This window comes from Streptomyces sp. NBC_01506 (genome assembly GCF_045040295.1).
GTDB lineage: Bacteria > Actinomycetota > Actinomycetes > Streptomycetales > Streptomycetaceae > Streptomyces.
On record NZ_CP109422.1, the window covers coordinates 7,415,559 to 7,435,258 of the forward strand.

General features: G+C 69.8%; 18 protein-coding genes. 9 read left to right on the plus strand and 9 right to left on the minus strand.

Annotated elements, in window-relative coordinates:
* Positions 1–3: 3 nt before the first annotated feature.
* The 6 genes from OG329_RS33195 to tkt all read right to left on the minus strand — a co-directional run bounded on the left by OG329_RS33195 (position 4) and on the right by tkt (position 7,824).
* Positions 4–870: a DUF4132 domain-containing protein gene (locus tag OG329_RS33195; protein ID WP_405800123.1), complete on the minus strand. Its 867-nt coding sequence runs from the start codon at positions 868–870 to the stop codon at positions 4–6.
* Positions 871–1,263: 393 nt separating this feature from the next.
* Positions 1,264–2,046, minus strand: coding sequence for a 6-phosphogluconolactonase (pgl, locus tag OG329_RS33200; protein ID WP_405800125.1), 783 nt, complete (start codon positions 2,044–2,046; stop codon positions 1,264–1,266).
* Positions 2,043–3,059, minus strand: a complete 1,017-nt coding sequence (gene opcA / locus OG329_RS33205) for a glucose-6-phosphate dehydrogenase assembly protein OpcA (RefSeq protein ID WP_405800127.1) — start codon at positions 3,057–3,059, stop codon at positions 2,043–2,045. Before opcA ends, pgl begins: the two co-directional genes overlap by 4 nt.
* Entirely contained in the window at positions 3,056–4,588 is a 1,533-nt protein-coding gene (zwf, locus tag OG329_RS33210; RefSeq protein WP_405800128.1) for a glucose-6-phosphate dehydrogenase, read from the minus strand. Before zwf ends, opcA begins: the two co-directional genes overlap by 4 nt.
* A 4-nt stretch (positions 4,589–4,592) precedes the next feature.
* A complete protein-coding gene (gene tal, locus OG329_RS33215) occupies positions 4,593–5,711 on the minus strand; it encodes a transaldolase (RefSeq protein WP_405800130.1) in 1,119 nt (372 codons plus the stop codon).
* 34 nt (positions 5,712–5,745) lie between these two features.
* Positions 5,746–7,824, minus strand: coding sequence for a transketolase (gene tkt, locus OG329_RS33220; protein ID WP_405800131.1), 2,079 nt, complete (start codon positions 7,822–7,824; stop codon positions 5,746–5,748).
* 428 nt (positions 7,825–8,252) lie between these two features.
* Here tkt and OG329_RS33225 point away from each other — a divergent pair, with 428 nt between their 5' ends.
* From OG329_RS33225 to OG329_RS33235, 3 genes are all read left to right on the plus strand, one after another.
* On the plus strand, positions 8,253–9,200 hold the full coding sequence (locus OG329_RS33225) for a heme o synthase (RefSeq protein ID WP_405800132.1): 948 nt from the start codon (positions 8,253–8,255) through the stop codon (positions 9,198–9,200).
* A gap of 41 nt (positions 9,201–9,241) precedes the next feature.
* Positions 9,242–9,613, plus strand: coding sequence for a hypothetical protein (locus tag OG329_RS33230; RefSeq protein ID WP_405800134.1), 372 nt, complete (start codon positions 9,242–9,244; stop codon positions 9,611–9,613).
* 108 nt (positions 9,614–9,721) lie between these two features.
* On the plus strand, positions 9,722–10,846 hold the full coding sequence (locus OG329_RS33235; protein ID WP_405800136.1) for an amidohydrolase family protein: 1,125 nt from the start codon (positions 9,722–9,724) through the stop codon (positions 10,844–10,846).
* Positions 10,847–10,898: 52 nt separating this feature from the next.
* Here OG329_RS33235 and OG329_RS33240 read toward each other — a convergent pair whose 3' ends face one another.
* The 3 genes from OG329_RS33240 to OG329_RS33250 are packed head-to-tail and all read right to left on the minus strand — an operon-like array spanning position 10,899 to position 13,693.
* Positions 10,899–11,876 carry a COX15/CtaA family protein gene (locus OG329_RS33240; RefSeq protein WP_405800137.1) on the minus strand — a complete coding sequence of 326 codons (978 nt, stop codon included), beginning with the start codon at positions 11,874–11,876 and terminating at the stop codon, positions 10,899–10,901.
* A 54-nt stretch (positions 11,877–11,930) separates the two neighbouring features.
* On the minus strand, positions 11,931–12,710 hold the full coding sequence (locus OG329_RS33245) for an ABC transporter permease (protein WP_405802158.1): 780 nt from the start codon (positions 12,708–12,710) through the stop codon (positions 11,931–11,933).
* A 47-nt stretch (positions 12,711–12,757) separates the two neighbouring features.
* Complete coding sequence (locus OG329_RS33250) at positions 12,758–13,693, minus strand: ABC transporter ATP-binding protein (protein ID WP_405800138.1); 936 nt, start codon at positions 13,691–13,693, stop codon at positions 12,758–12,760.
* A gap of 146 nt (positions 13,694–13,839) precedes the next feature.
* On the opposite strand from OG329_RS33250, the gene OG329_RS33255 reads away from it, so the two are divergent.
* The 6 genes from OG329_RS33255 to OG329_RS33280 all read left to right on the plus strand — a co-directional run bounded on the left by OG329_RS33255 (position 13,840) and on the right by OG329_RS33280 (position 19,695).
* On the plus strand, positions 13,840–14,667 hold the full coding sequence (locus OG329_RS33255) for a helix-turn-helix transcriptional regulator (protein ID WP_405800140.1): 828 nt from the start codon (positions 13,840–13,842) through the stop codon (positions 14,665–14,667).
* Positions 14,664–16,085 (plus strand): Fe-S cluster assembly protein SufB, encoded by a 1,422-nt coding sequence (gene sufB, locus OG329_RS33260; RefSeq protein WP_405800141.1) that lies wholly within the window; start codon positions 14,664–14,666, stop codon positions 16,083–16,085. Before OG329_RS33255 ends, sufB begins: the two co-directional genes overlap by 4 nt.
* 72 nt (positions 16,086–16,157) lie before the next feature.
* Positions 16,158–17,336 (plus strand): Fe-S cluster assembly protein SufD, encoded by a 1,179-nt coding sequence (gene sufD, locus OG329_RS33265; protein WP_405800143.1) that lies wholly within the window; start codon positions 16,158–16,160, stop codon positions 17,334–17,336.
* On the plus strand, positions 17,336–17,653 hold the full coding sequence (locus OG329_RS33270; RefSeq protein ID WP_405800145.1) for a bifunctional 3-phenylpropionate/cinnamic acid dioxygenase ferredoxin subunit: 318 nt from the start codon (positions 17,336–17,338) through the stop codon (positions 17,651–17,653). Before sufD ends, OG329_RS33270 begins: the two co-directional genes overlap by 1 nt.
* A 6-nt stretch (positions 17,654–17,659) precedes the next feature.
* A complete protein-coding gene (gene sufC, locus OG329_RS33275) occupies positions 17,660–18,424 on the plus strand; it encodes a Fe-S cluster assembly ATPase SufC (protein ID WP_405800147.1) in 765 nt (254 codons plus the stop codon).
* Positions 18,421–19,695 (plus strand): cysteine desulfurase, encoded by a 1,275-nt coding sequence (locus OG329_RS33280; protein WP_405800148.1) that lies wholly within the window; start codon positions 18,421–18,423, stop codon positions 19,693–19,695. The genes sufC and OG329_RS33280 overlap by 4 nt, the downstream gene beginning before the upstream one ends.
* The last annotated feature ends 5 nt before the right edge of the window (positions 19,696–19,700 follow it).

A 19,700-nucleotide genomic window follows, 5' to 3' on the forward strand; every position in this document is an offset into this window, starting at 1 on the left:
CACTCACGCGTTCTGCCCCTCACTGACCGTGCGGCCCGCGTACAGCGCCGCGGCCATCCGCATCCCCTCGGACCAGGCGACCGGTCCGACCTCCCGCAGTCGCAGCGAGCGTCCGTCGAGCACGCTCCAGGACAGGTCGCCGGTCTCGGAATCCCCGTCCCAGTACGGCTCCCCGATCCATACGGACGCCTCGGTGAGCGTCCCGCCCTCCCGTATCCGGCAGGTGGCGTATCCGCCCGACACCCGATAGCCGAGCGAGGTCGCCCGCGCCGCCAGACCGAACCGCGATTCGTAGGCGCCGCCCGCGAAGTCCGACACCGAGGTGGCCTTCTCGGCGAGATCCGCCGGTTTCCGCCAGGTGGCGCGGTGGATCTGCTGCACGCCCTGGGTCAGGCCCAACTCGGCGGCGAACTCCCGCAGATCGTCCAGATCGGGCAGCAGAACGGGGTGCGGCAGTGTCACCGTCGCCGGGGAGAGCCGAATGGTCTCGCCGTCCGGATCGACCAGCCGCAGCTCACCCGAGTCGGTGGCGTCCCGCAGGAAGCCCACCTCGTCCGGGCTCTCGCCCATCACCACCAGGTCGCGCAGGCCCGCCTGCCACGCCTCGTCGGGCCACACCCGGGCCAGCAGCCCGGTGGGAACGGGCAGGGACGACACCATCCAGTTGTCCACCCGCGCCACGCAGTCCTGTGTGTGCCGGTCCAGCCACTCGGCGAGCTTGCGCAGCCGGTCCACCTCGCGGTGTGCCTTCACCCCTTTGGGCAGCGTCTTCAACTGCCGCCCCGCGGCTCTCCCCGATGTGGACCGGGCGGTCACCCGGCCTTCCACCAAGGTGACTTCGTATCCGTCGCCCGCCGACAGCCAGCCCATTGAGCACGCACCTCTCCCCGTTTACGCGTCATGAATCCCGCAGGGGAATCGACCCCGCACTGCGGTAGGGGAGGAACGCTACCGGGGGGCACTGACAGTCCGTCGGGTCAGGGCGTCGGGGGTGGGGCGGTACGCACGGCGGCCCGGTTCGTGTGGACGAACCGGGCCGTTGTAGCGGTGGCGTGGGGCGCCTGCGGCGGGCCTGTTCCCCTACCCGCCCCTTCCCGAAACCGGGGCTGCGCCCCGGGCCCCGTACGGCCTTCGGCCGTGCCCTCAAACGCCGGGCGGGCTGGGTTTCGGGGCTCCGCCCCGGACCCCGCGCCTCAAACGCCGGCGAGGCTGGAGAGGGCGCCGGAGGGGCTGAAGACGCCCGGCACGGCGAGGACTTCACGTTCAGGCCGACGCCCTCGCGTACAGCTCGGGTGGGAGTTTCGACGCCGCCGGCTCGTCCAGCAGCCACAGCGTCCGCGCACGACCGTACGCACCCGCCGCCGGGGCCTGGATCTCGCCCGCGCCGCTGAGCGCGATCTCCGCGGCCTGCGCCTTGTCCTCGCCCGCCGCCAGCAGCCACACCTCGTGTGCCGCCCGGATCGCCGGCAGCGTCAGCGAGATCCGCAGCGGCGGCGGCTTCGGCGCGCCGTGCACCGCGACCACCGTGCTCTCGGTCTCCCGGACGCCCGGCAGCTCGGGGAAGAGGGACGCGACGTGCGTGTCCGGTCCCACGCCGAGCATCAGCACGTCGAAGGACGGGACCCGCGCGTGGTCCTCCGGCCGTGCCGCCGCGGCCAGTTCGGTCGCGTACGCCGCTGCCGCCGCCTCGATGTCGGAGCCGTACGCGCCGTCCGACGCCGGCATCGCGTGCACCCGCGTGGGGTCCAGCGGCACCGAGTTGAGCAGCGCCGCCCTGGCCTGCGTGTCGTTGCGCTCCGGGTCGCCACCGGGCAGGAAGCGCTCGTCGCCCCACCACAGATCGAGCCGGGTCCAGTCGACCGCGTCGCGCGCGGGCGCCTCGGACAGCGCGGTCAGCAGGCCGTTGCCGTTGCGCCCGCCGGTCAGGACGATCGACGCGGAACCGCGCGCGGCCTGGGCGTCCACGATCTTCGTGATCAGCCGGGCCGCCGCGGCTCGCGCCATCAGCTCCTTGTCACGGTGCACGACGAGTTGCGGGACACTCACTTCGACGCCGCCTTCTTGGCGGCCGACGCGGCCGACGCACGCGCGGGAGCCGCCTTCTTCCCCGCCGGGGCGGCGTCGTCCGCCGCTACCGGCTCCAGCCGGTCCACGCCGAACCGCAGCGTCGCCGCGTACGTGTCGTCCGGGTCCAGCCTGCGCAGCTCCTCGGCGATCAGCTCCGAGGTCTCCCTCCGGTTGAGCGCCACCGCGCGGTCCGGCTGGCCGTCGATGGCCAGCGTCGCCAGCGAGCCGTCCGTACGGCGCAGCTCGATCGGCCCGCAGTCGGTCTCCATCCGTACGGAGGTGAGACCGGGTCCGGCCGAGACCGAGCGGGTGACCGGGACGTGCAGCCGCTCGGCGAGCCACATGCCGAGCAGTTCGCAGCTCGCGTTCAGCTCCTCGCCCTCCACCCGGACCGCGGTGACCTTGCAGTCGACCTGGTCCAGCGCGGCGGCCAGCATCGACCGCCACGGGGTGATCCGGCTCCAGGCCAGGTCCGTGTCGCCGGGTGTGTAGACGGCGGCGCGGGCCTTCAGCTCCTCGATCGGGTTCTCGGCGGCGTAGGTGTCCGTCACCCGGCGCTGGGCCAGCGTGCCCAGCGGGTCCTTCGCCGGGTTCGCCGGCGCGTTGGCGGCCCACCACACCACGACGGGCGCGTCGGGCAGCAGCAGCGGCAGGACGACCGACTGGGCGTGGTCGATGACCTCGCCGTACAGCCGCAGGACGACCGTCTCTCCGGTGCCGGCCTCCACACCCACCCGCACCTCGGCGTCCAGTCGCGCCTTGGACCGGTCGCGCGCCGAGCGGGAGAACCGCTTGACGACGACCAGCTTGCGCGACGGGTGCTCGCGGGACGCCTCGTCGGCGGCTTTGAGCGCGTCGTACGCGTTCTCCTCGTCGGTGACCAGGACCAGGGTGAGGACCATGCCGACGGCCGGGGTGCCGATCGCCCGGCGCCCCTCGACCAGCGCCTTGTTGATCTTGCTGGACGTGGTGTCCGTAAGGTCGATCTTCATGGCCGACGCCAGCTCCGTCCGTGTCGTGCGAGCATTTCGTCCGCCTCGACCGGACCCCAGGTCCCGGACTCGTACTGCGCGGGCTTGCCGTGCTTGTCCCAGTACTGCTCGATCGGGTCGAGGATCTTCCAGGACAGCTCGACCTCCTCCGTACGAGGGAAGAGGTTGGAGTCGCCGAGCAGCACGTCGAGCAGCAGCCGCTCGTACGCCTCGGGGCTCGACTCCGTGAAGGACTCGCCGTAGGCGAAGTCCATCGAGACGTCCCGTACCTCCATCGCGGTGCCGGGCACCTTCGAACCGAACCGCATGGTCACGCCCTCGTCCGGCTGCACCCGGATGACCAGGGCGTTCTGCCCCAGCTCCTCGGTGGCCGTGTGGTCGAAGGGTGAGTGCGGGGCCCGCTGGAACACGACCGCGATCTCGGTGACCCGGCGGCCGAGCCGCTTGCCGGTACGCAGGTAGAACGGGACACCCGCCCAGCGGCGGTTGTCGATCTCCACCTTCACCGCCGCGTAGGTGTCGGTCTTCGACTTGGGGTCGATGCCGTCTTCCTCCAGATAGCCGACGGCCTTCTCGCCGCCCTGCCAGCCGGCGGCGTACTGCCCGCGCACCGTGTCCTTGCCCAGCTCGCGCGGCAGCCGTACGGCGCCGAGCACCTTGGTCTTCTCGGCGGCCAGCGCGTCCGCGTCGAAGGAGGAGGGCTCCTCCATCGCGGTCAGCGCCAGAAGCTGGAGGAGGTGGTTCTGGATGACGTCCCGCGCGGCGCCGATGCCGTCGTAGTAGCCGGCCCGGCCGCCGATGCCGATGTCCTCGGCCATGGTGATCTGGACATGGTCGACGTACGACCGGTTCCAGATCGGCTCGAAGAGGGTGTTCGCGAAGCGCAGCGCCAGAATGTTCTGGACGGTCTCCTTGCCCAGATAGTGGTCGATCCGGAAGACCTCGTTGGACGGGAAGACCTCGTGCACGACCTTGTTCAGCTCCTGGGCGGAGACCAGGTCGTGACCGAACGGCTTCTCGATGACGGCGCGCCGCCAGGAGCCCTCCTTCTGGTCGGCCAGCCCGTGCTTCTTGAGCTGCTTGACGACCTTGGGGAAGAACTTCGGCGGTACGGACAGATAGAAGGCGAAGTTGCCGCCCGTGCCCTGCACCTTGTCCAGGTCGTGGATCGTGGCCTTCAGATTCTCGAACGCCTGGTCGTCGTCGAAGTCGCCCTGGACGAAGCGCATCCCCTGGATGAGCTGCTGCCAGACCTCCTCCCGGAACGGCGTACGGGCGTGTGCCTTGACGGCGTCGTGGACCTCCTGGGCGAAATCCTCGTCCTGCCACTCGCGCCGGGCGTAGCCGACGAGCGAGAAGCCCGGCGGCAGCAGGCCCCGGTTGGCGAGGTCATAGACAGCAGGCATCAACTTCTTACGGGACAAATCGCCCGTGACGCCAAAGATGACCAGGCCCGACGGCCCCGCGATACGCGGGAGCCGTCGGTCCGCGGCGTCACGAAGCGGATTCGCTCCGTGGGTTGCGGTCAAGGGTTCAGTCCTCCGAAGGGGTGAGGCGCTTGAGTTCCGCCTCGGTCGACTTGAGCAGGTCGGTCCAGGCCGTCGCGAACTTCTCGACACCCTCGTCCTCGAGCACCTGGACGACGTCGTCGTAGGAGATGCCCAGCTTCTCGACGGCTTCGAGATCGGCGCGCGCCTGGTCGTACGTACCCCTCACGGTGTCACCGGTGACCGCTCCGTGCTCGGCGACCGCGTCCAGAGTGGCCTCCGGCATGGTGTTCACCGTGTGCGGGGCGATCAGGTCGTCGACGTACATCGTGTCCCGGTACGCGGGGTCCTTGACGCCCGTCGAGGCCCACAGCGGACGCTGCTTGTTGGCCTGGACACGGTCCAGCGCCGCCCAGCGGTCGGTGCCGAAAACCTCTTCGTACGCCTCGTAGGCCAGCCGGGCGTTGGCGACGGCCGCCTTGCCGCGCGCGGCCTTCGCCTCGTCCGTGCCCAGCGCGTCGAGCCGCTTGTCGATCTCGGTGTCCACGCGGGACACGAAGAAGGACGCCACCGAGTAGATCTTGGAGAGGTCGAGGCCCGCGGCCTTCGCCTGCTCCAGACCGGACAGATAGGCGTCCATGACCGCGCGGTAGCGCTCCAGCGAGAAGATCAGCGTCACATTGACACTGATGCCCCGGGCAATCGTCTCGGTGATCGCCGGGAGGCCCGCCTTGGTGGCCGGGATCTTGATGAAGGTGTTCGGGCGGTCCACCAGCCAGGCGAGCTGCTTGGCCTCGGCGACGGTCGCCGCCGTCTTGTGCGCCAGCCGGGGGTCGACCTCGATGGACACACGGCCGTCCTGGCCCTGCGTCTCGTCGAAGACCGGCCGCAGGATGTCGGCGGCGTCCCGCACGTCCGCCGTCGTGATCATGCGGACGGCTTCCTCGACGGTCACCCCGCGCGTCGCGAGATCGGTGAGCTGGGCCTCGTAACCGTCGCCCCCGGAGATCGCCTTCTGGAAGATCGAGGGATTGGTCGTCACGCCCACGACGTGCTGCTGGTCCATCAGTTCGGCGAGATTGCCGGATGTGATGCGCTTGCGCGACAGGTCGTCGAGCCAGATCGCGACGCCTTCGTCGGAGAGGCGCTTGAGTGCGTCTGTCATGAGAATTGCATCTCCTACTAGTCGTATACCTGCGTCAGCGCGCTACGGCGGCCAGAGATTCCCGAGCCGCGGACGCGACCGCGTCCGCGGTGAATCCGAACTCCTGGAAAAGGACCTTGCCGTCGGCCGAAGCGCCGAAGTGCTCCAGCGAGACGACGCGGCCGGCATCGCCCACGAAACGGTGCCACGTGAGCCCGATACCGGCCTCGACCGCCACCCGCGCCTTCACGGAGGGCGGCAGGACACTGTCCCGGTACGCCTGGTCCTGCTCCTCGAACCACTCGACCGACGGCATCGACACCACGCGCGTCGCGATGCCCTCGGCCTGAAGCCGCTCGCGCGCCTCGACGGCCAACTGCACCTCGGAGCCCGTACCGATCAGCACCACCTGGGGCTCACCGCCCTCGGCCTCGAGCAGGACGTAACCGCCCTTGGCGGCGCCCTCGTCGGCCTCGTACGTCGGCACACCCTGACGGGTGAGCGCCAGTCCGTGCGGCGCGCCCTTGGCGTGCCGCTTCAGGATCTCGCGCCAGGCGATCGCCGTCTCGTTGGCGTCGGCGGGCCGCACGATGTTCAGCCCGGGAATGGCCCGCAGTACGGACAGGTGCTCCACGGGCTGGTGCGTCGGACCGTCCTCGCCCAGACCGATCGAGTCGTGCGTCCACACGTACGTGACGGGCACCCGCATCAGCGCCGCCAGCCGCACGGCCGGGCGCATGTAGTCGGAGAACACCAGGAAAGTGCCGCCGTAGATACGGGTGTTGCCGTGCAGCGCGATGCCGTTCATCGTCGAACCCATGGCGTGCTCACGGATGCCGTAGTGCACCGTGCGGCCGTAAGGATCGGCCTCCGGAAGAGGATTGCCCGCCGGGAGGAACGACGACGTCTTGTCGATCGTGGTGTTGTTGGACCCCGCGAGGTCGGCCGAGCCGCCCCACAGCTCGGGAATGACCGCACCGAGCGCCTGGAGCACCTTGCCGGACGCGGCGCGGGTGGCGACAGCCTTGCCGGTCTCGAAGACCGGCAGCTTCTGCTCCCAGTTGTCGGGCAGTTCGCCCGCGCGGATCCGGTCGAACGTCGCGGCGCGCTCCGGGTTGGCCGTACGCCACGCGGCGAAGGTCTTCTCCCACTCGGCGCGTACCTCACGGCCGCGGTCGAGCGCCTGACGTGTGTGCGCCAGGACCTCGTCGCCGACCTCGAAGGTCTGAGCGGGGTCGAAGCCCAGCACCCGCTTGGTGGCGGCCACTTCCTCGTCGCCCAGCGCCGAGCCGTGCGCGGCCTCGGTGTTCTGGGCGTGCGGGGCGGGCCAGGCGATGATCGAGCGGGCGGCGATGAACGAGGGGCGCTCGGTCTCGTCCTGCGCCGCCTTCAGCGCGCGCGCCAGACCCGCCGGATCGAGGTCTCCGTCGGGCAGTTGCTCGACGCGCTGGACGTGCCAGCCGTACGCCTCGTACCGCTTGAGGGTGTCCTCGGAGACGGCCGTCTCGGTGTCACCCTCGATGGAGATGTGATTGTCGTCCCAGAGCAGGACGAGATTGCCCAGCTTCTGGTGGCCGGCCAGCGAGGACGCCTCGCCGGAGACGCCCTCCTGGAGGCAGCCGTCACCCGCGATCACCCAGATGGTGTGGTCGAACGGAGAGGTGCCCTCAGCCGCGTCCGGGTCGTAGAGACCGCGCTCGTAACGGGAGGCCATCGCCATGCCCACGGCGTTGGCGACACCCTGGCCGAGCGGTCCGGTGGTCGTCTCGACGCCGACCGTGTGGCCGTACTCCGGGTGCCCCGGGGTCTTCGAACCCCAGGTGCGGAACGCCTTCAGGTCGTCCAGCTCCAGGCCGTAGCCCGCGAGATAGAGCTGGATGTAGAGAGTCAGCGACGAGTGGCCCGCGGAGAGTACGAAACGGTCGCGGCCGGTCCACTGCGCGTCGGCCGGATCGTGCCGCATCAGCTTCTGGAAGAGCACATAGGCCGCGGGGGCCAGGCTCATCGCCGTACCGGGATGGCCGTTGCCGACCTTCTGTACGGCATCCATGGCCAGGACTCGGACGGTATCGACCGCCCGACGGTCCAGGTCGGTCCACTCTTCGAGATCTGTGGTGGTCGGCTTGGTGCTCACCCTGAGTCAGGGCTCCTCTCCACATGTCGAATCCCGGTGTCTGAGGGCGCACCGGTTCGGTGCCGAGCCTACCCTCGCGGCGCCGCGCGACCATTCCCGTCCAAATAGCGAAGAAGGGAAGGAGAAGAGACAGAGGAGGGACACCGTCGCCTGCGAACTCGTCCGCGGCGTTCCCCGCGAAGTCGCCTGTGAAGTCCTCCGTAAAGAAGAGACGTCGTCGGGGTGCCGGTGGGATGTCGCGCACGCCTCCCGGGGACGACCGCGCGGCGGCGTACGCCCCCTCGCCCGAGGCCCCCACCAGGCGTCAACACGAGCCCACCCCCGATAAGAACGGCGTATGGGCAACGTCTAGAGTGGCGTGGTACGCGCAAGTCTTTACCGGGCCCTCGCGCCCGGAGCTTGCTGGGATTTCTCTGTCTGGGGTGTGCGTGACGGCCGTCGAGTCCCGACCCGCTGGGGTCGTCCTGACTCCGAGCCCGGGGGGCCATCGGCCGTTCGGCGCCCGCGTCAAAGCGTTCGTGGCGCTGACGAAACCACGGATCATCGAGCTGCTGCTCATCACCACCGTTCCGGTGATGTTCCTGGCCGAGCAGGGCGTTCCGGACATGTGGCTGGTGCTCGTCACCTGCGTCGGCGGTTATCTGTCCGCCGGTGGCGCCAACGCGCTGAACATGTTCATCGACCGCGACATCGACGCGTTGATGGACCGTACGTCGCAGCGCCCGCTGGTCACCGGCATGGTGTCGCCCCGTGAAGGGCTCGTCTTCGGGCTCTCCTTGGCGGTGATCTCGACGCTCTGGTTCGGCCTGCTGGTCAACTGGCTGTCCGCGGCGCTGGCGCTGGGCGCGCTGCTGTTCTACGTCGTCGTCTACACGATGATCCTCAAGCGGCGCACTTCGCAGAACATCGTCTGGGGCGGCATCGCCGGCTGTATGCCGGTCTTCATCGGCTGGTCGGCGGTCACCAACTCGCTGTCGTGGGCCGCCGTCATCCTCTTCCTCGTCATGTTCTTCTGGACGCCGCCGCACTACTGGCCGCTGTCGATGAAGGTGCGCGAGGACTACGCGCGCGTGGGCGTGCCCATGCTCCCCGTCGTCGCGTCGAACCAGACCGTGGCCCGCCAGATCGTCCTCTACAGCTGGGTGATGGTGGCGGTGTCGCTGCTGCTGACACCGCTCGGCTACACCGGCTGGTTCTACACGGCGGTGGCCCTGGTGGCCGGCGGCTGGTGGCTCTGGGAGGCGCACGGGCTCCAGTCGCGCGCCAAGTCCGGTGCGACGGGCGGCAAGCTGAAGGAGATGCGGCTGTTCCACTGGTCGATCACCTACGTCTCGCTGCTGTTCGTGGCCGTCGCGGTGGACCCCTTCCTCCGATAGCCCCTTCGCCAGAACGGCTACCCGTCGGTAGCATGTCGGCCATGGCAGAGACCGAGGTTGACGAGCAGACCGGCGACGGCGCGCGTGCGAGCCGGCAGGCCGTACGGGACGAACGCCGCGCGGCCCGACTGGCCAAGCAGATCGGCGCGTTCGCGCGACGGCACGGCGGCTCCGCGGAGGGCCAGCTCGCGTATCTGGGCCAGGCGGGCACCCGCATCGTGCTGGTGGCGCGGGACGGCGTCTGGGGCGACCTGGTGGCTCCGTCGCACGACGTGGCGCTGAAAGCGGTGGAGAAGGCCGGGATCACGGTGCACGAGTCCTTCGACGGCGAGTTCGCCGGGCGGGTGCGCACCGGTCCGTACGAATGGACGCGCATGGCGGGCATCCAGCTCGGCGGCCCCGCCAACCCCTAGATCCTGTCCGTTCCGCGTCGTCGGACCGGCTCGATGTACGGGGCGGCCAACACTCGTGCGCGTCTTGCCCGTTAGGACTGTAGGGATACGGTCCACGACGGGAGCGCCATGATCGAGACAACGACTCTGGTGGACCAGAACTGCCACGGCGTCCTCCGTACGGAGTTGGGCCTCGGCACCTTCGAGGCCCAACTCGGCAGGACGGCGGGACCGCCGGCCGCGGGCACCACCTTCTTCGACACCCAGACCGGATTCGCCGTACGGCGCTGGTGCCCGCCGCTCCTCGGACTCCAGCCCCACACCTCACCCGCCGCCTATCTCGCCCGGCGCCGGGAACTCGGCGTCATGGAGGCCGGGCGGCGGCTGCTGCGGGGCACCGGCATCACCACGTATCTGGTCGACACCGGGCTGCCCGGCGATCTGACCGGCCCCGAGGAGATCGCGGCGGCCGGCGCCGCCGAGGCCCGCGAGATCGTACGGCTCGATCTCCTCGCCCAGCAGGTGGCCGACACCTCGGGCACCGTCGACTCGCTGCTCGCCAATCTCGCCCACGCCGTGCACACGGCGGCCGGCTCGGCCGTCGCCTTCGTGTCCGTCGCCGCCCTGCGCCACGGCCCCGCCCCGGCGTCCGACCCGCCCGGCCCCGCAGAGGTACGGGCCGCCGCGGGACGCTGGCTGGCCCGCCGGCGGGTGGGCGGCAGGGTCACCGATCCCGTACTGCTGCGGCATCTGCTCTGGACCGCCGTCGCCACCGGCCGGCCGCTCCAACTGCACGCGGGCGGCGGCGGCGAGGGGTGTGGGTGCCGCGTGGACTGCTGCGACGGCGGTCCGGCGCGGATCGCGGGCTTCGCGGCGGCCACGGCCGGGCTCGGCACCGACCTGGTGCTGCTGCACGGCCCGCCGTACCACCGGCACGCCGCGCGGCTCGCCGGGGCCTATCCGCATGTGTACGCGGATCTCGGCCCGGCCCTCGCGCACACCGGGGCCCGCGCGGCGGACGTACTGGCGCAGGTGCTGGAACTGGCGCCGTTCGGGAAGCTGCTCTACTCCAGCGGCGCGCGGGGACTGCCCGAACTGCACGTCGTGGGCGCCAGGGTGTTCAGCCAGTCGCTGGCGCGGGTGCTCGGCGGTTGGGTGGCGGACGGTTCATGGGCGCTCGCCGACGCGCGTCGCGTCGCGGAGATGATCGCCTCGGGCAACGCCCGCCGGGTCTACGGCCTGGACGACATCTGACGGTGTGGCGAGACCTGGCGATCTGTCGACAGACGGACAGGCTTCCCGAGGATCAGGCCGTGGACAGCGCCGGGTCGGCCGGGTCCGCCTGCGCCGGGATCTCCGGGTCCGCCACGGGCCGCTCACGCAGGCTCAGCGCGAGGCGCAGCACCGCGATCCAGGTCAGCGCGGAGCCGAGCATATGGACCCCGACCAGGATCTCGGGCACGTCGGTGAAGAACTGGACGTAACCGATACCGCCCTGCGCGAGCAGCACGAGCAGCAGGTCACGCGCCCGCGCGCGGATGTCGTCCGGGGCGTCCACGATGCGCAGCACCAGCCACATCGCGATCGCCAGCGCGCAGACCACCCAGGCCGCCGTCGCGTGCACGTGCGCCGCGTCGATCCAGTCCCACGGCATGCGCGGCACCTCGCTGCTGTCGCCCGCGTGCTTGCCGGAGCCGGTCACCGTCGTCCCCAGGGTGACCAGCAGCGCCGTCATAGCGAGCAGCGCCCAGGACAGCTTCCGTACGGGCCGCGGGACCCTCGGCCGGGGCGTCGTGTCGCCCTCGCGGGTGCGCTCCCAGACGATCACGGTGACGGTGAGCAGGGCGTTGGCGAGCAGGAAGTGGACGGCCACGGTCCAGGGGTTCAGCTCCATGTGGACCGTGATGCCGCCCATCACGGCGTTCAGCATCACGACCCAGAACATGCTCCACGCGAGCCGGGTGAGGCCGTGCCGCCGGGGCTTGACGGACCGGGCCGCGATGATCGCCCAGCCGACGGCCGCCGACAGGACGTAGGTCAGCATGCGGTTGCCGAACTCGATCGCGCCGTGCAGACCCTGCTCGGACGTCGCGAACAGGCTGTCGTCGGTGCACTTCGGCCAGGTGTCGCAGCCGAGCCCGGAGCCCGTGAGCCGCACGGCGCCGCCGGTGACGATGATGACGACGGTCATCACGACGGCGGACAGCGCGGCGCGGCGGAGGGTACGGGGGGAGGGTGTCCAGCGCTGGGCGATGTAGTCGAGGGGGTTCCACACGGCAACCATGGTAGGCGGGTGCTTGTGAACGCGGTCACGAGGGGTCCCCCGGGTGCGCCGGTGCTACTCCCAGCGGAAGAGACGGGCCGCCGCCCCGAGCCCGAGCACCGCCCAGACGGCCAGCACCCCGAGGTCGCCCCAGGGCATCCCCGCACCGTGCTGGAGCACGTCCCGCAACCCCTCGGAGAGCGCCGAGATGGGCAGCAGACCGAGCAGCGTCCGAGCCACCTCGGGGAACTCGTCCAGCGGGACGATCACGCCCCCGCCCACCAGCAGCAGCACGAACACCAGATTCGCCGCGGCCAGCGTCGCCTCGGCCTTGAGCGTGCCCGCCATCAGCAGCCCGAGCCCGGAGAACGCCGCCGTACCGAGGACGAGCAGCAGGAGTACGGCGAAGGGATTGCCGTCCGGCGACCAGCCGAGCGCGAACGCGATGACCGTCAGCAGCACGATCTGGAGCACTTCGGTGACCAGGACGGACAGCGTCTTGGCGGTCATCAGCGCCCAGCGCGGCAGCGGCGAGGCGCCGAGCCGCTTCAGTACCCCGTAACGCCGCTCGAACCCCGTCGCGATGGCCTGTCCGGTGAAGGCGGTCGACATCACGGCCAGCGCGAGGACACCGGGGGTCAGGAAGTCGACCGACGCGCCCGAGCCCGTGTCGATGATGTCGACCGTCGAGAACAGCACCAGCAGCAGGCTCGGGATGATCACGGTCAGCAGCAGTTGCTCGCCGTTGCGCAGGAGCATCTTCGTCTCGAAGGCCGTCTGCGCGGCGATCATCCGCGACAGCGGCGCCGCGCCCGGGGCGGGCGCGTATCTGCCGACGCCCACGTTCTCGCGCATGCCATCGCCGGCGGCGCCCGTGCCCGTACCCGCTTCCGTACCGGCGCTCATGGCCGCAGCTCCTTGCCGGTCAGTTCGAGGAAGACGTCCTCCAGCGTGTGCCGCTCGACGGAGATCCTGTCCGGCATCACCCCGTGCTGCGCGCACCAGGACGTCACCGTCGCCAGGAGCTGCGGATCGATCGTGCCGCCGATCCGGTAGGCGCCCGGCGTCAGCTCGGCGGCGGCCGATCCGTCGGGCAGCGCCTTGAGCAGCGAGCCGAGGTCGAGACCGGGGCGGCCGGTGAAGCGCAGGGTGTTCTCGGCGCCGCCCCGGCACAGCTCCTCGGTGGTGCCGTGCGCCACGACCCGGCCGGCGTCGACGATGGCGACGTCGTCGGCCAGCTCCTCGGCCTCGTCCATGAAGTGCGTGGTGAGGACGGTGGTCACCCCGTCGGCGCGCAGCTCGCGTATCAGGTCCCAGGTGGACCGGCGAGCCTGTGGGTCGAGTCCGGCGGTCGGCTCGTCCAGGAACACCAGCTCGGGCCGGCCGACGACCGCCATGGCGAGCGAGAGCCGCTGCTGCTGGCCGCCGGACAGCCGCCGGTAGGCCGTACGGCCGCAGTCGCCGAGCCCCAGACGCTCGATCAGCTCGGTCACGTCCAGCGGGTTCGCGTGCAGGGCGGCCATGTGGCGCAGCATCTCCGGCGCGCGGGCGCCGGAGTAGACGCCACCGGACTGGAGCATCACCCCGATCCGGGGGCGCAGTCGCGCCGCGTCGGCCACGGGATCGAGTCCGAGGACGCGTACCGTGCCCGCGTCCGGTCTGCGATAGCCCTCGCAGGTCTCGATCGTGGTGGTCTTGCCGGCTCCGTTGGGGCCGAGAAGGGCGGACACCGTGCCCGCCCGGAACGCCAGATCCAGGCCGTTCACCGCGGTCCTGGCCCCGTACCGCTTGACCAGGCCCCGGATATGGACCACCGGGTCTGAGACGACGCTGCGCATGCCGTGATTCTAGGAGCCGGTCGCGGCGGCCCCGGGTCCGGGGGCGGGTCCCCGCTGTTCTTAGGTGACCCTAAGTGACGTAGGGCACCACTCGTCGTACCGGACGGCTGTTGTCACTCCCGAAGGAATTACGCAACAATGGCGTTGTGAAATACGTTGGCGAGGCTCCGCAGGAGGAACTCGCGACCGGTGAGCGCTCCACGCGCAACCGGGTCGCGCGCTCCATCCTGGACCACGGCCCGTCCACCGTCTCCGACCTCGCCGGGCGGCTGAAGCTCACCCAGGCCGCCGTGCGCCGCCATCTCGACGCGCTCGCCGCCGACGCCGTCGTGGAGCCGCGCGACCAGCGAGTCTACGGCTCACGAGGGCGTGGCAGGCCCGCCAAGGTGTTCGCCCTGACCGACTGCGGCCGGGACGCCTTCGACCAGTCGTACGACAAGCTCGCCGCCGACGCCATCGACTGGATCGCCCGCGGCGCCGGCGGCGGCGCCCGTGGTGACGCGGCCGTCAGCGCCTTCGCGCGCGACCGGATCGCCACCCAGGCGGGGGCGTACCGCGAAGCGGTCGAAGCCGCCGCCCCCGACAGGCGCACGGAGGCGCTTGCCAGGGCGCTGAGCGCCGACGGGTACGCTGCTACGGCTCGTGGCGCCCCGAACCAGCAGGGCGAGCAGCTTTGCCAGCACCACTGCCCGGTGGCCCATGTGGCCGAGAAGTATCCGCAGTTGTGCGAGGCGGAGACGGAGTTCTTCTCCGAGTTGCTGGGCACCCATGTGCAGCGGCTGGCGACCATCGCCCACGGCGACGGGGTGTGCACGACGTTCATCCCGCACAGCGCCGGACACGGCGCGCCACCGGGTACCTCGCAGGCCGGCGGCACTCCACAGACGACTGATCCGGGGACCGAACCACCGCGGATCAGCCTGCAGACCGAACACCACGCATCCGAAAGCACGGCCGGGAGGAACCCCGCATGACGCTCCCCACGGAGACCGCCCATCCTGAGCTCGACGGACTGGGCAAGTACGAATACGGCTGGGCCGACTCCGACACGGCAGGCGCCACCGCGAAGCGCGGTCTCTCCGAAGAGGTCGTCCGCGACATCTCGGCGAAGAAGAACGAGCCGGAGTGGATGCTCAAGCTCCGTCTCAAGGGACTGAAGCTGTTCGGCAAGAAGCCCATGCCGAGCTGGGGCTCCGACCTGTCGGGCATCGACTTCGACAACATCAAGTACTTCGTCCGGTCGACGGAGAAGCAGGCGGAGTCCTGGGAGGACCTGCCCGAGGACATCAAGAACACCTACGACAAGCTCGGCATCCCCGAGGCGGAGAAGCAGCGCCTCGTCGCCGGTGTCGCGGCCCAGTACGAGTCCGAGGTCGTCTACCACCAGATCCGCGAGGACCTGGAGGAGCAGGGCGTCATCTTCAAGGACACGGACACCGCGCTGCGGGAGAACCCGGAGCTGTTCCAGGAGTACTTCGGCACGGTCATCCCGGTCGGCGACAACAAGTTCGCCTCGCTGAACTCGGCCGTGTGGTCCGGCGGTTCGTTCATCTACGTGCCGAAGGGCGTGCACGTCGAGATCCCGCTCCAGGCCTACTTCCGTATCAACACGGAGAACATGGGCCAGTTCGAGCGGACGCTGATCATCGTCGACGAGGACGCCTACGTCCACTACGTCGAGGGCTGCACGGCGCCGATCTATTCCTCGGACTCGCTGCACAGCGCCGTGGTCGAGATCATCGTCAAGAAGGGTGGCCGCTGCCGTTACACGACCATCCAGAACTGGTCGAACAACGTCTACAACCTCGTCACCAAGCGCGCCGTGGCCTACGAGGGCGCGACCATGGAGTGGGTCGACGGCAACATCGGCTCCAAGGTCACCATGAAGTACCCGGCCGTCTATCTGATGGGCGAGCACGCCAAGGGCGAGACCCTGTCCATCGCCTTCGCGGGCGAGGGCCAGCACCAGGACGCCGGCGCCAAGATGGTCCACATGGCTCCGAACACCTCGTCCAACATCGTCTCCAAGTCGGTGGCGCGAGGCGGCGGCCGTACCTCCTACCGAGGTCTCATCGAGATCGGTGAGGGCGCGCCCGGATCGAAGTCCAACGTGCTCTGTGACGCGCTGCTGGTCGACACCATCTCGCGCTCCGACACCTATCCGTACGTGGACGTCCGCGAGGACGACGTGTCGATGGGGCACGAGGCGACGGTCTCCAAGGTCTCCGAGGACCAGCTCTTCTACCTGATGAGCCGCGGTATGACCGAGTTCGAGGCCATGGCGATGATCGTGCGCGGCTTCGTGGAGCCGATCGCCAAGGAGCTGCCCATGGAGTACGCCCTGGAGCTGAACCGGCTCATCGAGCTCCAGATGGAAGGCTCCGTCGGCTGACGCCTCCTGAAAGAGGCAGCCGGCAGCAGCGACCGAATCCCCAAGAGGCAGAGAGAGAGCACGACGACAGCCATGGCTGAGGCTCAGAACATTCCGGTGGGTTCCACCACCGCCGGTTCGATCGCGGTGGCCGCCGAGTCGACCGTCGCCACGCGCATGAGCGCGCCGCCGTCCTTCGACGTCGCGGACTTCCCCGTTCCGCACGGCCGCGAGGAGGAGTGGCGGTTCACGCCGCTGGAGCGGCTGCGCGGTCTCCAGGACGGTACGGCCGTCGCCGACGGCCGTATCCGTACGGAGGTGTCCGCCCCCGCGGGCGTCGTCCAGGAGACCGTGGGCCGCGACGACCCGCGCGTGGGCAGGGCCGGTACGCCGGTGGACCGGGTGGCCGCGCAGGCGTTCACCTCGTTCGAGAAGGCGTCGGTCGTCTCCGTTCCCAAGGAGACGGTGCTCACCGAGCCGATCCGGATCACCGTGCACGGCCAGGGCGGTACCGCGTTCACGCACCAGGTGATCGAACTGGGCGCCTTCGCCGAGGCGGTCGTGGTCATCGACCACACCGGTGACGCGGTGGTCGCCGCCAACGTCGACTTCCTCGTCGGCGACGGCGCCAAGCTGACCGTCGTGTCCGTACAGGACTGGGACGCCAAGGCCGTCCATGTCTCCCAGCACAATGCGCTGGTCGGCCGGGACGCCTCGTTCAAGTCGATCGTGGTGACCTTCGGCGGCGACGTCGTACGGCTCCACCCGCGCGTGGCCTACGCGGGCCCCGGCGGCGAGGCCGAGCTGTTCGGTCTGTACTTCACCGACAAGGGCCAGCACCAGGAGCACCGGCTGCTGGTCGACCACAACGCCCCGCACTGCAAGTCCAACGCCGTCTACAAGGGCGCGCTCCAGGGCGACGAGGCGCACGCCGTCTGGATCGGCGACGTGCTCATCCGCGCCGTCGCCGAGGGCACCGACACCTACGAGATGAACCGGAACCTGGTCCTCACGGACGGCGCCCGGGTCGACTCCGTACCGAACCTGGAGATCGAGACCGGCGAGATCGCCGGCGCCGGTCACGCCTCGGCCACCGGCCGGTTCGACGACGAGCAGCTTTTCTATCTGATGTCGCGCGGTATCCCGCAGGTCGAGGCCCGCCGCCTCGTCATCCGCGGCTTCTTCGCCGAGCTGGTCCAGCAGATCGGACTGCCCGACGTCGAGGAACGTCTCCTCGCCAAGATCGAGGCGGAGCTGGAGGCATCGGTCTGATGGCCTTCGTCCGAGTCTGCGCACTGACCGAGCTGGAGGACGGCACCCCCAAGCGGGTGGAGCTCGACGGCATACCGGTCTCCGTCATCCGTACCGAGGGCGAGGTGTTCGCGATCAACGACATCTGCTCGCACGCGAACGTCTCCCTCTCGGAGGGTGAGGTCGAGGACTGCTCGATCGAGTGCTGGCTGCACGGATCCAGCTTCGACCTGCGTACCGGCAAGCCGAACGGCCTTCCCGCGACGCGCCCCGTGCCCGTATACCCCGTACAGATCCAAGGGGACGATGTGCTCGTCTCCGTCACCCAGGAGTCCTGAGTCCCCATGGCAACGCTTGAAATCAACGACCTGCACGTCACCGTCGAGGCGGAGGGCGGCGCCCGCGAGATCCTCAAGGGCGTCGACCTGACCGTCAAGCAGGGCGAGACGCACGCCATCATGGGCCCCAACGGCTCCGGCAAGTCGACCCTCGCGTACTCCGTCGCGGGCCACCCCAAGTACACGATCACCGGTGGCAGCGTGACGCTGGACGGCGAGGACGTCCTGGAGATGACCGTCGACGAGCGCGCCCGCGCCGGCCTCTTCCTCGCGATGCAGTACCCCGTCGAGGTCCCCGGAGTCTCCGTCTCCAACTTCCTGCGCACCTCCGCCACCGCCATCCGCGGCGAGGCACCCAAGCTGCGTACGTGGGTCAAGGAGGTCCGGAGCGCGATGGAACAGCTCCAGATGGACCCGGCGTTCGCGGAGCGCAACGTCAACGAAGGCTTCTCCGGCGGCGAGAAGAAGCGCCACGAGATCCTTCAGCTCGAACTGCTCAAGCCCAAGATCGCGATCCTCGACGAGACCGACTCCGGTCTGGACGTCGACGCGCTGCGGGTCGTCTCCGAGGGCGTCAACCGCGTCCGGGAGAGCGGCGAGGTCGGCACCCTGCTGATCACGCACTACACCCGGATCCTGCGCTACATCAAGCCCGACTTCGTGCATGTCTTCGCGCAGGGCCGTATCGCCGAGTCCGGCGGCGCGGAGCTGGCCGACAAGCTGGAGAACGAGGGCTACGAGGCGTACGCGAAGGGTGGCGTATCCGCGTGACACAGCCGTCAGGTCTCCTCACCGGGCCGGGCCGACTGCTCGACGAGGCGGTCCGTAAGGACTTCCCCCTGCTGGACCGGCTGGTCCACGACGGGAAGAAGATCGTCTACCTGGACAACGCGGCGACGTCCCAGAAACCGCGCCAGGTGCTCGACGCCCTGAGCGAGTACTACGAGCAGCACAACGCCAACGTGCACCGCGGCGTCCATGTGCTCGCCGAGGAGGCCACGGCGCTCTACGAAGGCGCCCGCGACAAGGTGGCCGCCTTCATCAACGCGCCGAGCCGCGACGAGGTGATATTCACCAAGAACGCCTCGGAATCGCTCAACCTCGTGGCGAACATGCTGGGTTGGGCCGACGAGCCCTACCGGGTGGATCACGAGACCGAGATCGTCATCACGGAGATGGAGCACCACTCCAACATCGTGCCGTGGCAGTTGCTCTCGCAGCGCACCGGCGCGAAGCTGAAGTGGTTCGGCCTCACGGACGACGGCCGGCTCGACCTGTCGGACATCAACGAGGTCATCACCGAGAAGACGAAGATCGTCTCGTTCGTGCTGATCTCGAACATCCTGGGCACGGTCAACCCCGTCGAGGCGATCGTCCGCCGCGCGCAGGAGGTCGGCGCGCTGGTGCTGATCGACGCCTCGCAGGCGGCCCCGCACGTCGCGGTCGACGTACAGGCGCTCCAGGCCGACTTCGTGGCCTTCACGGGTCACAAGATGTGCGGCCCGACCGGTATCGGCGTCCTGTGGGGCCGCCAGGAGCTGCTGGAGGACCTTCCGCCGTTCCTCGGTGGCGGCGAGATGATCGAGACCGTGTCGATGCACTCCTCGACGTACGCCCCCGCCCCGCACAAGTTCGAGGCGGGTACGCCCCCGATCGCCCAGGCCGTCGGCCTCGGCGCGGCCGTGGACTATCTGAGCGCGATCGGCATGGACAAGATCGCCGCGCACGAGCACGCCATCACCGAGTACGCGGTGAAGCGGCTGCTCGACGTCCCCGGCCTGCGGATCATCGGCCCGTCCACGGCCGAGGAGCGCGGTGCGACGATCTCCTTCACACTCGGAGACATCCACCCGCACGACGTGGGTCAGGTGCTGGACGAACAGGGCATCGCCGTCCGGGTCGGTCACCACTGCGCACGGCCGGTCTGCCTGAGGTACGGAATTCCGGCGACCACGCGAGCGTCGTTCTATCTGTACTCCACGCGGTCCGAGGTCGACGCCCTGGTCGACGGGCTGGAGCACGTCCGTAATTTCTTCGGATGAGGGAT